The organism is Sphingomonas aurea, assembly GCF_030678875.1.
GTDB lineage: Bacteria > Pseudomonadota > Alphaproteobacteria > Sphingomonadales > Sphingomonadaceae > Sphingomonas > Sphingomonas aurea.
Genome location: NZ_JAUUDS010000001.1, coordinates 399,219 through 413,163 on the forward strand (window position 1 = coordinate 399,219; position 13,945 = coordinate 413,163).

The following is a 13,945-nucleotide window of genomic DNA, read 5'->3' on the forward strand; positions in this document are numbered from 1 at the left end:
GGGCGGCGATGAGGGGCCTGCGTACCTGGTTCGACGGGCGCTCGCTGCGCGAGAAGCGGCTGCTGCTGGTCATGGCCGCGCTGCTGGCCGTGACGATCGTCTGGGGTTTGATCCTCCGCCCGCTCGACGACGCGCTGTCGAGTGCGCGCGAGGCGCACACCACCGCCGTCATCCGCTATGGCGAGACGGCGGCGCGGGTCGAGGCACTGCGCGATGCGAAGGCGGCGCGGGTGCGGCCGCTCGCCGGCACGCTCGCCGACACGGTTCGTCTCCGGGCCGAGGAGGCGGGCTTTCCGATCGGCAGCCTCGATCCCGGCAACGACGGCAGCGTCAACCTGTCGATCCAGTCGGCACGCGGCGCGGCGCTGACCGCCTGGCTGGCCCGGCTGGAGCGGGGTGGCATCGTCGTCCAGTCGGCGACCCTGACCGACAATGGCGACCGCACCGTTGCCGCCCGCCTGGTGTTGAGGAGCCGCGCGACATGAGGCGCATCCGCCTGTCCACCGGCCCGGCCGCGCTGTTCGGCGCGATGCTGCTGATCGCCCTCATCGTCTTCCTGCCGATGCGGCTGGTGCTCGGCTGGGCGGACGCCGGCGAGATGGGCCTGCGCGCCCGGTCGGTCACCGGCAGCATCTGGGGCGCGACACTGAGCGAGGCGCGCTTCGGTGACCTGGCGGTCGGCGACCTCAGCGCCCGCCTGTCGCCGCTGGCGCTGTTCGGCGGGCGTGCGGCGCTCGCGCTGGAGGGGCCGGGCGGCATTGGCGTGCCGCCGCTGTCGGGCGATGCCTATGTCAGCCGCCACGGCTACGGCGTCGGCGCGATGACCGGACGGATCACCACCGGTCGCGCGTTCCAGCCGCTGCCGGTCACCAGCATCGACCTGGACGACCTGACCGTGCAGTTCGAGGACGATCGCTGCAAGATCGCCGAGGGGCGGGTGCGCGCGCTGCTGTCGGGTGACGTCGCCGGGATCGGCGTGCCGCCATCGGTCGCCGGGGCCGCGCGCTGCGACGCGGGGGCGCTGCTGCTGCCACTGAGTGGCCCGGCGGGAACCGAGGTCGTCAATCTTCGCATCGCCGGCAACGGCCGCTATACCGCCGAGCTGGCGGTGCGCCCTGCCGATCCGGTCGCGGCGCAGCGACTGGAGGCGGCGGGCTTCGTCCGGGGACCGGCCGGCTACGCACTTTCGGTCGAAGGCAGCTTCTGATAGCTTGACGATCGTCCGTCTCCACCGCTAGGGGCGCAGACCTTCTGCGGCGACCGTAGTTCAATTGGTTAGAGCGCCGGCTTGTGATGCCGGAAGTTGCGGGTTCAAGTCCCGTCGGTCGCCCCATTCCTCCACCATCCTGACAATCGCGCATTGGGGCTGGCCAAAGCCGCTCAATAACAATATTTCACGCCGCCGTTACGGAATTACGAGGCGAGTAAGCGATGCCGACCGCATGGGGCCTTCCCGACTTCGACGAGCATGAGGGCGTTCACCTGTTCAGCGACCCGGATTCGGGGCTGCGGGCGATCGTCGCTATCCACTCGACCAAGCTGGGGCCTGCCGCCGGCGGCGTCCGCTTCTGGCACTATGCCTCTGACGAGCGCGCGCTGACCGACGCGCTGCGCCTGTCGCGCGGCATGAGCTTCAAGAACGCGATGGCAGGACTGGAGCTGGGCGGCGGCAAGGGCGTCGTTCTCGCCGACCGGCCGGGCGCGACGATCTCCACCGCGCAGCTGGAGGCGTTCGGCCGCGCGGTCGAGTCGCTGGGCGGCCGCTATGTCACAGCCGAGGATGTCGGCATGTCCGAGGCGCGGATGAAGGTCATCGCCGGGCAGACCCGCTACGTCTCCGGCCTGCCCGTCGCCAGCGGCGCGGCGGGCGGCGACCCCGGCCCCTATACCGCGCACGGCGTCTATCTGGGCGTGAAGGCCGCCGCCGCGCGCGGGCTGGGTGCGACCGACATGAAGGGCGTGCGCGTCGCCATCCAGGGTCTGGGCTCGGTCGGCGGGGGGCTCGCCCGGCTGCTGGCGCGTGACGGCGCGGTGCTGACGCTGGCCGATGTCGACGAGGGCCGCGCCAACGCGATGGCCGGTGAGTTGGGCGCCACCGTCGTCGCGCCCGAGGCTATCCTGGTACAGGACGTCGATCTGGTCAGCCCCAATGCGCTTGGCGCAATCCTGACCGAGGCGAGCATTGCCGACCTGAAGGCACGCGTGATCGCCGGCGGCGCCAACAACCAGCTGGCCACCCCGGCCGACGGGCAGCGCGTCCATGATCGCGGCATCCTCTACGCGCCCGATTACGTCATCAACGCCGGCGGCATCATCAATGTCGGACTGGAATATCTCGGTCACGGCGACGAGGCCGAGGTAATGGCGCGCATCGCCCGCATCCCCGACCGGCTGGTCGAGGTATGGGACGAGAGCGAGCGCTCCGGCGAGCCTGCTGCCCATGTCGCCGACCGGATCGCGCGCGGTCTGATCGGGCGGGGGTAGGATCGTCCTACACTCCCGTTCGTCATCCCGGCGCACGCCGGGATGACGAGGGGTGGAGTGTCAGCGACAATCGGCCGCGGGCCATACGGACTGGTGACGCAGCCCCCAACTTGCCATATCAGGCGCCTACCGTGCCCAGCCTCCACGCCTTCGCCAATCCTGCCCGCTTCCTGAAGATCGCCCGGCCGCTGACGCCGGTGCTGTTCTGGCTGGGCGCGGTGTTGGTTGCGATCGGCTGCTGGGCAGGGCTGACGCAGACGCCGCCCGACTATCTTCAGGGTGAGACGGTCCGCATCCTCTACATCCACGTTCCCGCCGCCTGGCTGGGGATGGGCGGGTGGAGCGGTATTGCGCTGTCGTCGATCGCGCTCCTCGTCTGGCGCCACCCGCTCGCCGCAATCGCCGCGCGCGCGGTCGCGCTGCCGGGGGCGGTGTTCGCCGCCATCTGCCTCGTCACCGGATCGATCTGGGGGCGGCCGACCTGGGGAACGTGGTGGCAGTGGGACGGGCGGCTGACCTCGATGCTGCTCCTGTTCTTCGTCTACTGCGCCTTCATCGCGCTCGCCCGCGCCGACGCCGATCGCGGCGGCGACGGGCGGGTGCCGGCGGTGTTCGGGATCGCGGGCACGGTGCTGCTGCCGATCATCCGCTACTCCGTGGTGTGGTGGAACACGCTGCACCAGGGGCCGAGCATCGGGCTGACCCGCTCGTCGATCGCGCCGGCGATCCTGTGGCCGCTGCCGATCATGCTACTCGGCTTCTCGCTCCTGTTCGGGGCGATCGTGCTGATGCGGATGCGCGCGATGCTGGCGATGGCCAAGTCGGAAGCGCGGCTGCGCCGGATGGCGACTGTATGAACCCCTGGCCCTTCGTAACGGCCGCCTATGCGGTCACCCTGATCGGCGCGGCGGTGCTGGCATTCGTCAGCTGGCGCGCGATGCGCGCCGCAGAGCGGCCATGACCGCGAAGAACCAGCGGCTGACGCTCGTCCTGCTCGCCCTCGCCGCGGTTGCTGCGGCGGCGCTGCTCGCGCTGTCGGCGCTCGGCGACCAGGCGGCGTTCTTCTACGCACCGTCCGATGTCGCCAGGAACGGCCTGCCGCTGGGCAAGGCAGTGCGGCTGGGTGGGATGGTCGAGGCAGGATCGGTTCGCCGCGCCGCCGACGGCGTCACCGTCCACTTCGTCGTGACCGACGGCCGGGCGACCACGCCGGTCACCTTCGCCGGTATCGTTCCCGACCTGTTCCGGGAAAAATCGGGCGTGGTGGCCGAGGGGCAGTTCCGGCCGGACGGCGCGTTCGTCGCCACCAACCTGCTTGCCAAGCACGACGAGAAATACATGCCCCCCGAACTCGCCGGCAAGATGCACGAGACGAAGACGCTGGAGCAGTGATCGCCGAGGCGGGTCTTGCCGCGCTGTGGATCGCCGCCGCGCTCGCCGCGCTCCAGCTCGCGCTGGCGGCGTTGGGGCTCGTGCGCCCGGCCGCGCCCGAACTGTCGGCGGCGGTGCGGCCGGTGGCGATCGTGCAAGGCGTACTCGCGGCGGCGGCGATGCTGCTGCTGATCGCGGTGTTCCAGCAGTCGGACATGTCGGTGAAGCTGGTCGCTGAGAACAGCCACTCGGCAAAGCCGTGGATCTACAAGATCGCCGGTGCCTGGGGGAATCACGAGGGCTCGATGCTGCTCTGGGTCACCATCCTGGGGCTGGCCGGCGGAGCGGTTGCGCTGTTCGAGCGCCAGCTGGACGAGCGCACGGCAATTGCGACATTGGGCGCGCAGGCGGCGATCGCGCTGGGCTTCTACGCTTTCCTGCTACTCGCCTCCAACCCCTTCGCGCGGCTCTATCCGGCGCCGACGGAGGGCGCGGGGCTCAACCCGCTGCTCCAGGATCCCGGCCTCGCCTTTCACCCGCCGACGCTCTACGCGGGCTATGTCGGGCTGTCGGTCGCCTTCTCCTTCGCGGTCGGCGCGCTCGTCACCCGCGATGTCGAGCGCGAGTTCGCGCGGGCGATGCGGCCATGGGTGCTGGGCGCCTGGATATTCCTGACGATCGGTATCACCGCCGGCAGCTACTGGGCCTATTACGAGCTGGGTTGGGGCGGCTGGTGGTTCTGGGACCCGGTCGAGAATGCGTCGCTGATGCCGTGGCTGGCGGCGACGGCGCTGCTCCATTCGGTGACGGTGCTGGCGACCCGCGACGGGTTGCGCGCGTGGACGGTGATGCTGGCGGTGGTCGCCTTTTCCATGTCGATGATCGGCACCTTCCTGGTCCGATCGGGTATCCTGACCAGCGTCCACGCCTTTGCCGTCGATCCGCGGCGTGGCGCGTTCATCCTGGCGCTGCTGGCGATCTATATCGGCGGGGCGCTGACGCTGTTCGCGCTCAGGGTCGGGACCGTGCGGCAGGGTCGCACGTTCGAGCTGGTCAGCCGCGAGGGCGGGCTGGTCGCCAACAACCTGCTGCTGTCGGTGATCTTGGGTATTGTGCTGATCGGCACGCTCTATCCGATCGTCGCGGCGGGGTTCGGCGTGCAGCTTTCGGTGGGGCCGCCCTTCTTCAACAAGGCGGCGGGGCCGATCGCGCTGCTGCTGGTCGCGATCATGGGTGTAGGGCCGCTGCTGCGCTGGCGCCGCGACGACCTGAGCGCGCTGGCGGAGCGGATTACCTGGCCGCTGGTCGCGACCGGCGTCGCGTTCGTCGTCGCGCTGCTCGCGGCCATGCCGATCGGGGTGCTGCCGCTCCTCGGGCTGAGCCTTGCGGCGGGGCTGGCGGTGGCGAGCGTCGCGCCTCTTTGGGGGCGAAACCTGCGGCGCACGCCGCTGTTCACCTGGGGCATGGTGATCGCCCATCTCGGCATCGCGGTGTCGCTCGCCGGCATGGCCTGTGATGCGGCGTTCACGGCGGAACGGCTGGTGGCGCTGGCGCCGGGGCAGGCGACGCGGGTCGGCCCGTGGCGGGTGACGCTCGACGGGATCTCGCCGGTCGTGGCGGACAACTGGTCGGCATTGCAGGCGCGGCTGACCGTCGAGCGGGACGAGGGGGTGCGCCGGCTCTACCCGCAGTCGCGAACCTTCTCCGACCCGCCGACCACCACCAGCGAATCAGCGATCGCGACCGTCGCGGACGGTCAGCTCTATACCGTGCTCGGCCAGCCGGACGGACAGGGACGCTGGCAGCTGCGGCTGTGGTGGAAGCCGTTCGTGACGCTGATCTGGGCAGGCGGCGCGCTGATCGCGCTGGGCGGCGCGCTGTCGCTTGCCGGGCGCCTGATGCGGCGGCGGCAGGAGGCAGTGGCGTGAAGCGTCCGCTGCCCTGGCTGCCGCTGATCGGCTTCCTCGTCCTGCTCGCGGTCGTCGCGGCCGGGCTATTCCGGCCGGCGGACCGCGTCGTCCACTCGCAGCTGGTCGGCAAGCCGCTGCCCGACTTCACGCTCCAGCCGCTGATCCCCGGTCGTCCCGGTCTGTCGCGTGCCACATTGACGGGGCAGGGGCCGCGCCTGCTGAACGTCTTCGCCAGCTGGTGCATCCCGTGCATCGCCGAAGCGCCACAACTGCTCCGCCTGAAGGCGGCCGGCGTGCCGATCGACGCCATCGCGATACGCGACACCGCCGTCGACGTGCGCCGGTTCCTGGAGCGGAACGGCGACCCCTATCAGCGGATCGGCGACGATCGCGACAGCGCGGTCCAGCTGTCGCTCGGCTCGTCAGGCGTGCCCGAGACGTTCCTGATCGACGGCCAGGGCCGCGTCGTACGCCAATATGTCGGTGACATTCGCCCCGACGACGTCGACGGCCTGATCGCCGATTGGAAGGCGCTGAAATGAGGCGCCTCGCTGCCGCCCTGCTGGCCCTCTCGCTCACTGCCCAGACCCAGGTGCCGGCGGCGCTCGCCGACACGCAGCTGGCCGATCCGACGCGCGAGGCGGAGGCGAGGGCGCTGATGGAGACGCTGCGCTGTGTCGTCTGCCAGGGTCAGTCGATCGCCGACAGCGACGCGACCATGGCCGGTGACATGCGCGCGCTGGTCCGCGACCGCATCCGCCGTGGCGAGCGGCCGGCGGCGATCCGCGCATGGCTGATCGGCCGCTACGGCGATTATATCAGCTATGATCCGCCGCTCAGCCCCGTCACCTGGCCGCTTTGGCTGGCACCGATCGCGCTGCTGGCGATCGGCGCGTGGCTCGCGCGCGGCAGCTTCCGGCGGCGGCGCTGATGGGCTGGCTGGCGCTCCTGTTGCTCGCGAGCGGCGCCTTTGCGGCGCTGCTGCTGCTCCGCGTCGCCCGGCCGCTCTGGTCGCTGGTCGGCGCGGCGCTGATGCTGGCGGCGACCGGTTATGCCCTGCAAGGCTCGCCCGACCTGTCGGCGAGCCCCGCCGCGACCGACGAACGGCTGATGGCGAGCGACGAGTCGATCGTCGAGCTGCGGGGCCGCATGTTCGGGCGGTTCGGCGTTGCCGGTGCGTATCTGACCGCCGCCGACGCGCTCGCCCGGACAGGGTCTCCGCGCTACGAGGTCGAGGCGCTGCTCGGCGGCCTTCGCCACGACGGCACCAGCGTGCAGCTCTGGACCGCGCTCGGTGACGCGATCGCCCGGCATGACCGGCAGCTGTCGCCCGCGGCCAAGCTGGCCTTCGACCGCGCAGCGCAGCTCGACCCGCGCAGTCCCGGTCCGCCCTTCTTCCGGGGACTGGCACAGCTGCGCGCGGATGATTTCGCCGCGGCGGAGGCCTCGTGGCGCCGTGCCGTAGCACTGGCTCCGCCGACGGCCGAGTACCGGCCGGCGATCGTTCTGCGCCTCGACATGCTGCGCCGCCTGCGCGCGGCGACGGGTCGTTAAGAGGCGCCGCGCCCGGTCTTCGCCTGAAGCGCGTCGATCCGCTTGGATGCGTCCGCCTTGCTCAACGTCTCGTCGAAATCCTCATGCGCCTCTTCGCTCAGCGTTTTCAGATAGCTGGCCTGTGCGCCGGTCATCGGCTCGTCGCCGGTGGTCCAGTCGTCCGGATCCTTCTCCGCATTCGAGAAGGGCTCGCTCTTCGGATTGGCGGTGTCGGTCACGCATGATCTCCTTCGTCGCGATAAACCCTTGTGTTCCCATTGTGTTCCGGCAGCGAGATGTCATGGGTTACCCGGCCCGCGTCGGTTCGGCGTCCCTGCATCAACGGCCGTTGCGTGTGCCCGCCAGCGGGTGTACGGGCGCGAAATGACGGACAGGGGCGTGAGTGGGCGGCTGCGCCCCTATCGTGCTGGGATCACATGGTCGTGAGCACGGAACGGGCAGCACCGCTGCCCGACGCGCCGCCGCAGGATGCGACGACGTATCACCATCATCCCAAGCAGGGGCTCGCCCGGCTGGCGCTGGGCGCGATCGGTGTCGTCTATGGCGACATCGGCACCAGCCCGCTCTACGCGATGAAGGAGGTGTTCGTCGGCCACCACCCGCTGGCGGTCGACCAGCTGCATATCTTCGGCGTCGTCAGCCTGATCTTCTGGTCGCTGCTGCTGATCGTCACGATGAAATACGTGCTGCTGGTCCTGCGCGCCGACAATAATGGCGAGGGGGGCAGCCTGGCGCTGCTCGCCCTGATCCAGCGGCGGACTGGCGGCGCCAAGGGGAAGTGGAGCGCCAGCCTGGTCATCCTGGGCGTACTGGCCACCGCGCTGTTCTTCGGCGACTGCATGATTACACCGGCTGTTTCGGTGCTGTCCGCCGCGGAGGGGCTGACCACGGTCGAGCAGGGTTTCGGCGCGTTCGTGATACCGATCGCGGTGGCGATCCTGGTCTCGCTCTTCTACATCCAGGCGCGCGGCACCGGCGGGATCGGCAAGCTGTTCGGCCCGATCATGCTCGTCTATTTCGTGACGCTGACCGTGCTGGGGGCGATCAACATCGCCGGACGGCCGGATATCATCGCCGCGATCGATCCGCGCTGGGCGTTTCGCTTCGTCGCCGACGACGGCATGCTCGCTTTCCTGGCGCTCGGCTCGGTCGTGCTGGCGGTGACGGGGGCGGAGGCGCTCTACGCCGATATGGGTCATTTCGGCCGCCGCCCGATCGAGGTGGCGTGGCTGTACCTGGTCTTCCCGGCGCTGATGGTGAACTATCTGGGACAGGGGGCGCTGCTCCTCGACCAGCCCGGCGCCGCGGAAAACCCCTTCTTCCTGATGGCGTCGGAGGGCTGGCGCCTGCCGCTGGTCATCCTGTCGATGATGGCGACGGTGATCGCCAGCCAGGCGGTCATCACCGGCGCGTTCAGCGTCGTGCAGCAGGCGGTGCAGCTGGGCCTGATGCCGCGGCTGCGCATCGAGCATACCAGCGCGTCGGAGGCGGGGCAGATCTATATCCCGGTCGTCAACTGGGCGCTGATGGTCATGGTGCTGCTGCTGATCTTCGGGTTCAAGGAATCGTCGAACCTCGCCGCGGCGTACGGCATCGCGGTAACGGGCACGATGTTCATCAGCACGCTGATGGTCGGGGTGCTGATCCGCCGGGTGTGGCAGTGGCCGTTCTGGGCGCTGGGCATCTTCGAGGGCGTCTTCCTGTCGATCGACGGGGCCTATTTCTCGTCCAACCTGACCAAGGTGCCCGATGGCGGCTGGTTCCCGCTGCTGGCGGGTGCGGTCGTCTTCACCGTGCTGACCACCTGGTCGAAGGGGCGGCAGCTGATGATCGAGCGGCTGCGCGAGGCGGCGATGCCGATCAAGGTGTTCATCGCCAGCGCCGCCACCTCGGCCAGCCGCGTGCCCGGCACCGCGGTCTTCATGACCTCGACCGCCGAAGGCGTGCCCCACGCGCTGCTCCACAACCTGAAGCACAACAAGGTGCTGCACGACCGCATCGTCCTGTTGACGGTCGCCATCGCCGACCAGCCCTATTGGCACGAGGACCAGCGCGTGAAGCGCGAGGATCTGGGCCACGGCTTCTACCGGGTCGTCCTCCGCTTCGGCTTCATGGAAGAGGCGAACGTGCCCGCCGCGCTGAAACATGCGGCGGGGGCGGGGCCTGAATACAAGATGATGGACACCAGCTTCTTCCTGTCGCGCCAGACCCTGATCGCATCCGACCGGCCGGGCATGGCGCTGTGGCGCGAGAAGCTGTTCGCCTGGATGCTGCGCAACGCGGAAAGTGCGATGGAATTCTTCCGCCTGCCGTCCAACCGCGTCGTCGAGCTGGGCAGCCAGGTGGAGATTTGAGCGAGGGGGCGTCGATCCCGGCACCGATCATCGTCACCGCGCTGTTCGGGCGACGGGATCAGGGCTGGTTCGACGCGCAGCGTGCCCAGCATTTCCCGCCCGAGCGCAACGTGCTGGCCGCGCACTGCACGCTGTTTCACCACCTGCCACCATCGTGCGAGGCGGAGCTGAAGCATCGCCTGAACCAGGAAACCCGCGGTCTTCGCGCGCCCGATGCGCGGGTCGCCGGGCTGATGTCGCTGGGGCGGGGCGTCGCCTATCGCATCGAATCACCGGGACTGGCGGCGATCCGCCACATGCTCGCCGACGCGTTCGCACCGCTGCTGACCCCGCAGGATGCGGGCGGATGGCGTCCGCACGTCACGATCCAGAACAAGGTTCAGCCATCCGTCGCCAAGCTGCTGATGGAGGGATTGGCCCGCGATTTTCATCCGCGACCGATCGAACTCGCCGGCGTGGCGACCTGGTGGTATCGCGGCGGCCCTTGGGAAGCGCTGTCGCGCCATATGTTCGCTTGACCGTCTTCGCGCCGCTTCCTATAGGCGCCGCTCCTTCGGGCTGAGGCGAAGTAGCTCAGCTGGTTAGAGCACGGGAATCATAATCCTGGGGTCGGGGGTTCAAGTCCCTCCTTCGCTACCAGCCCGAAGGTTTCATACGGATCGTTGAGCACCAGCATCGCGTCGGCCCTGGCCAGCGCGACCAGCGCCAGTCCGTGCGCGCGGGCATGGTCGATCGCCATGCTGGTCGGCGCCGATACCCCGACCAGCAGCGGCGTGCCGAGCACCAGCGCCTTGTCCACCATCTCGAAACTGATGCGCGAGGTGACCAGCACGAAGCTCGCGTCGATTTCTTCCAGCATCAGCCGGCCGATCAGTTTGTCGAGCGCATTGTGGCGCCCGACATCCTCGCACACGGCAACGATGCCGCCACGGGCATCGCACGCTGCTGCGGCATGGACCGCACCGGTAGCGCGGTTGAGTGATTGATGATCGCGCAATGAACCGATCGCCGCGAACAGGGCGGCTGCATCAGTCGTCGGGCGGGCAGGGTGGTTCGCGACTGGCCGGTGCAGTTGCTCGAGGCTGGCGATCCCGCACAGCCCGCAGCCGGTGTCGCTGCTGCGATGGCGAACCCGGTCCTGGATGCGGCCGCGGCAATGCTCGGCGAGTGCGACGCGGACGATCCAGCCGGCCTCCGCCTCAAAGGCATCGATCTCGACGATGTCGGCTGCCGTGTCGGCGAGCCGCTCGGTCAGCATGAAGCCGGTCGCGAACGCTGGCAGGTCGGCCGGCGTCATCATCATCACAGCATAGCCGATGCCATCGACCTCGATCGCGACCGGCGCCTCGACAGCGACGGTCCGCGTGTCGGGAACGTGGCGATCGGGCCGCAGCACCACGACCGCCTCGTCGCGCATCGTCATGACGTGACGAGCATCGCTTCGGCCAGCGCCGTCAGATCGGTGGGCGTATTGACGTTGGGGATCGGTACCGGCGACAGGATCGGCAGCGCGCCGACGCTGCGTGCCCAGCCCCTGACCGACCGCTCCGGCGCAACCTCCAGATAGGAGAGGAGGTGCGCCCCCAGCGCTGCCGGCCACAGGCCCAGGATCGGCGCCTCCGCGCAGAAGCTCGGCTCGCGCTGCATCAGGGCCTTGACCAACGGCTCCGGCAGCACCGGCATGTCGCAACCGATCGTCAGGACGCAACGGAAGCCATGGGTCGCAGCATGGTCGAGCGCCGCGGCGATGCCGCCCAACGGGCCCAGGCCGGGGCGGGGCAGGTCGGGAAGACCATCGATGCCGCCGACCACCACCACCTCGTCGACGTGCGGCGCCAGCGCCCGGCGGGCGTGGGCGAGCAGCGTGTCGCCATCGAGCAGCGCAGCCGCCTTGTCCGATCCGAACCGGCGCGACTGGCCGCCGGCCAGCACGGCGCCCAGCAGCCCGCTCACGGCCTTATCCTGACCGGCACCGACTTGCCCGCGGGAACATGGCTTTCCAGCGCGTGATGCTCCAGCGGGATCAGGTAGTTGAGTTCGGGATAATAGCCGCCGATACATCCTTCGGGGATGTTGTATTCGACCACGCGCAACCCTTCGACCACCCGTTCGACGCCGTCCTCGGCATCGCTCTCCAGCGCGATCCTGTCACCGTCCGACAGGCCGAGGCGGGCGATGTCAGCGCGGTTCATCATCGCCACCATCCGCGTGCCCCGGATGCCGCGAAAGCGGTCATCATAGCCGTAGATTGTGGTGTTGAACTGATCGTTCGACCGCAGGGTGACGAGCCGGAAGCGCCCCTCCTTCTCTGCGAACCCGCTGGAGTTGAGCGCGCGCGGCACGTTGAACTCCGCCTTTCCGCTCTCGGTCTGCCACTCGCGATGAGATGCGGGATTGCCTTTCCAGAAGCCGCCGGGCTCGAACAGGCGTTCGTTGAAATTGGCGAACTTGTCCGGATAGCAATTCTCGATCGCGGTGCGGACCAGACCATAGTCGCCCACCCAGTCGTCCCACGGCACGTTGGGGTTGGGAGCCAGCACCGCCTTGGCCAGTCCGGCGACGATCGCCGGCTCGGACAGCAGGGTGTCCGCCGCCGGGGTCACCTTGCCGACCGACCCGTAGATATGGCTGAACGAGTCCTCCATCGACACCGCCTGCGGCCCGGTCGCCTGCTCGTCCCGTTCCGACCGGCCGAGGCAGGGAAGGATCCAGCTCTCCTTGCCGGGGTGCAGGTGGCTGCGGTTCAGCTTGGTGGCGATGTGAACCGCGATCGGGAGTTTGGACCAGGCCTCGCGCATCGCCGCATGTTCAGGTGTCGCACGCAGGAAATTACCGCCGAGCTGGACGAAGCCCTGACACTCGCCGCTGATGATCGCGCGGCAACTCTCGACCGTGTCCCAGCCCTTCTCGGTCGGGGGTTCGAACTCGAACAGGGTCTTCAGCCGCTCGACCGGCGCCAGCTCGGTCTTCTCGGTGATGCCGACGGTGCGCTGTCCCTGCACGTTGCTGTGCCCGCGGACCGGACCCGGCCCCGCGCCCTCGCGCCCGATATTGCCGCGCAGCAGCAGGAAGTTGACCAGCATGTACAGGCTGTCCATGCCGAACCGATGCTGGGTAATACCCATGCCATAGACGGCGATGACCGCCTTGGCGCGCATATAGACGCTTGCCGCGCCCTCGATCGCGGCGCGGGTCAGGCCGCTCTCATGGACGATCCGGTCCCACTCGGCGTCGCGGCAGAAGGTCGCGAACTCGTCGAAGCGGGTGCAGTGCTGCGCGATAAAATGATGGTCGATCACCCGCTCGCCACCCTCGGCCAACGCACGGTCGTCGGCCTCGATCACCGTCTTGCACATCCCGAGCAGCGCGGCGATGTCGCCGCCGGCGCGAACCTGGTGATACTGTGTCGAGATGGTGGTCGGCTTCTGCAGCTTGGCCATCTGCAGCGGGTTCTGCGGGTCGGCAAAGCTCTCCCACCCGCGTTCGCGCAGCGGGTTGAAGGTGACGATCTCCACTCCGCGATCGCGGCACTCCTTCAGCGTGTGGAGCATCCGCGGACTGTTGGTGCCGACATTCTGCCCAAACGAGAAGATCGCGTCGCACTTCTCGTAATCGTCGAGCTGGATCGTCGCGACCGGCGACCCGATCGCGTTCTTCAGCCCGACCGACGTCGTCTCGTGGCACATGTTCGATGAGTCGGGCAGGTTCTGCTGCCCCCACATCCGCGCGAACAGCGAGTACATGAACGACGTCTCGAGGCTCGCCCGCCCCGAGGAATAGAGCACGACCTTCTTGGGGTCGCAGGTCTTCAGCGTCGCGCCGATCGCGGCGAACGCCTCGTCCCAGCTGGCCGCCACATAGCGGTCGGTCGCCGCGTCGTAGCGCATCGGATGGGTGAGCCGCCCGGCCTGTTCCAGGTCGTGGTCGAGCCACTCCGCCAGTTCGCTGACCGTGTAGCGCTGAAAAAAGGCGGGAGTGACGCGGTTGCTCGACAACTCCCAAGCGGTCGCCTTGGCCCCATTCTCGCAGAATTCCGCGGTGTGCGGCTTGGCCGGTTTGCCCCAGGCGCACGACACGCACATGAAGCCGCCGGGCTTGTTCTGGCGGCGCAGCGTGTCGAGCACGGCCGGGCCGGGATGCTCGCCGGGCAGCACACGCGCCATCCCCTTCATCGATCCCCAGCCGCCGGACGGGCCGGTATAGTTGCTGATGACGATCTCTTCGCCCGTGTCTTCGTCGCGCATCCTGTCCTCCGCTCTGGCCCGTCAACGA

The 13,945-nt window shown here is 69.0% G+C and carries 15 protein-coding genes and 2 tRNA genes; 13 read left to right on the forward strand and 4 right to left on the reverse strand.

Going from position 1 to position 13,945, the window contains the following annotated elements; all coding sequences use genetic code 11:
* Positions 1-8 precede the first annotated feature (8 nt).
* The 10 genes from gspM (at position 9) to Q5H91_RS02085 (ending at position 7,319) form a co-directional block, all read left to right on the forward strand.
* Positions 9-485: a type II secretion system protein GspM gene (gspM, locus tag Q5H91_RS02040; RefSeq protein WP_305171554.1), complete on the forward strand. Its 477-nt coding sequence runs from the start codon at positions 9-11 to the stop codon at positions 483-485.
* Complete coding sequence (gene gspN / locus Q5H91_RS02045) at positions 482-1,207, forward strand: type II secretion system protein N (RefSeq protein ID WP_305171555.1); 726 nt, start codon at positions 482-484, stop codon at positions 1,205-1,207. The genes gspM and gspN overlap by 4 nt, the downstream gene beginning before the upstream one ends.
* Before the next feature lie 49 nt (positions 1,208-1,256).
* Positions 1,257-1,333: transfer RNA gene (locus Q5H91_RS02050), tRNA-His, on the forward strand.
* 98 nt (positions 1,334-1,431) lie between these two features.
* Entirely contained in the window at positions 1,432-2,484 is a 1,053-nt protein-coding gene (locus tag Q5H91_RS02055) for a Glu/Leu/Phe/Val family dehydrogenase (protein WP_305171556.1), read from the forward strand.
* 131 nt (positions 2,485-2,615) lie between these two features.
* A complete protein-coding gene (gene ccmC / locus Q5H91_RS02060; RefSeq protein ID WP_305171557.1) occupies positions 2,616-3,341 on the forward strand; it encodes a heme ABC transporter permease CcmC in 726 nt (241 codons plus the stop codon).
* A 100-nt stretch (positions 3,342-3,441) separates the two neighbouring features.
* A complete protein-coding gene (gene ccmE / locus Q5H91_RS02065; RefSeq protein WP_305171558.1) occupies positions 3,442-3,876 on the forward strand; it encodes a cytochrome c maturation protein CcmE in 435 nt (144 codons plus the stop codon).
* Positions 3,873-5,783, forward strand: coding sequence for a heme lyase CcmF/NrfE family subunit (locus Q5H91_RS02070; RefSeq protein WP_305171559.1), 1,911 nt, complete (start codon positions 3,873-3,875; stop codon positions 5,781-5,783). The genes ccmE and Q5H91_RS02070 overlap by 4 nt, the downstream gene beginning before the upstream one ends.
* A complete protein-coding gene (locus tag Q5H91_RS02075) occupies positions 5,780-6,307 on the forward strand; it encodes a redoxin family protein (protein WP_305171560.1) in 528 nt (175 codons plus the stop codon). Before Q5H91_RS02070 ends, Q5H91_RS02075 begins: the two co-directional genes overlap by 4 nt.
* Positions 6,304-6,696: a cytochrome c-type biogenesis protein gene (locus Q5H91_RS02080; RefSeq protein WP_305171561.1), complete on the forward strand. Its 393-nt coding sequence runs from the start codon at positions 6,304-6,306 to the stop codon at positions 6,694-6,696. The genes Q5H91_RS02075 and Q5H91_RS02080 overlap by 4 nt, the downstream gene beginning before the upstream one ends.
* On the forward strand, positions 6,660-7,319 hold the full coding sequence (locus tag Q5H91_RS02085) for a tetratricopeptide repeat protein (RefSeq protein ID WP_305171562.1): 660 nt from the start codon (positions 6,660-6,662) through the stop codon (positions 7,317-7,319). The genes Q5H91_RS02080 and Q5H91_RS02085 overlap by 37 nt, the downstream gene beginning before the upstream one ends.
* Here Q5H91_RS02085 and Q5H91_RS02090 read toward each other — a convergent pair.
* Positions 7,316-7,537, reverse strand: a complete 222-nt coding sequence (locus Q5H91_RS02090; protein WP_305171563.1) for a DUF3072 domain-containing protein — start codon at positions 7,535-7,537, stop codon at positions 7,316-7,318. The two genes, Q5H91_RS02085 and Q5H91_RS02090, sit on opposite strands and share 4 nt — an antisense overlap.
* Before the next feature lie 204 nt (positions 7,538-7,741).
* On the opposite strand from Q5H91_RS02090, the gene Q5H91_RS02095 reads away from it, so the two are divergent.
* From Q5H91_RS02095 to Q5H91_RS02105, 3 genes are all read left to right on the forward strand, one after another.
* Entirely contained in the window at positions 7,742-9,673 is a 1,932-nt protein-coding gene (locus tag Q5H91_RS02095; RefSeq protein WP_370655201.1) for a potassium transporter Kup, read from the forward strand.
* A complete protein-coding gene (locus Q5H91_RS02100) occupies positions 9,670-10,191 on the forward strand; it encodes a 2'-5' RNA ligase family protein (protein ID WP_305171564.1) in 522 nt (173 codons plus the stop codon). Before Q5H91_RS02095 ends, Q5H91_RS02100 begins: the two co-directional genes overlap by 4 nt.
* Positions 10,192-10,235: 44 nt before the next feature.
* A tRNA-Met gene (locus Q5H91_RS02105) sits at positions 10,236-10,312 on the forward strand.
* Here Q5H91_RS02105 and fdhD read toward each other — a convergent pair.
* From fdhD to Q5H91_RS02120, 3 genes are all read right to left on the reverse strand, one after another.
* Entirely contained in the window at positions 10,269-10,976 is a 708-nt protein-coding gene (fdhD, locus tag Q5H91_RS02110) for a formate dehydrogenase accessory sulfurtransferase FdhD (RefSeq protein ID WP_305172352.1), read from the reverse strand. The genes Q5H91_RS02105 and fdhD overlap by 44 nt on opposite strands.
* A 116-nt stretch (positions 10,977-11,092) precedes the next feature.
* Positions 11,093-11,626, reverse strand: coding sequence for a molybdenum cofactor guanylyltransferase (gene mobA / locus Q5H91_RS02115; protein ID WP_305171565.1), 534 nt, complete (start codon positions 11,624-11,626; stop codon positions 11,093-11,095).
* On the reverse strand, positions 11,623-13,917 hold the full coding sequence (locus Q5H91_RS02120) for an FdhF/YdeP family oxidoreductase (protein ID WP_305171566.1): 2,295 nt from the start codon (positions 13,915-13,917) through the stop codon (positions 11,623-11,625). Before Q5H91_RS02120 ends, mobA begins: the two co-directional genes overlap by 4 nt.
* Positions 13,918-13,945: the final 28 nt, after the last annotated feature.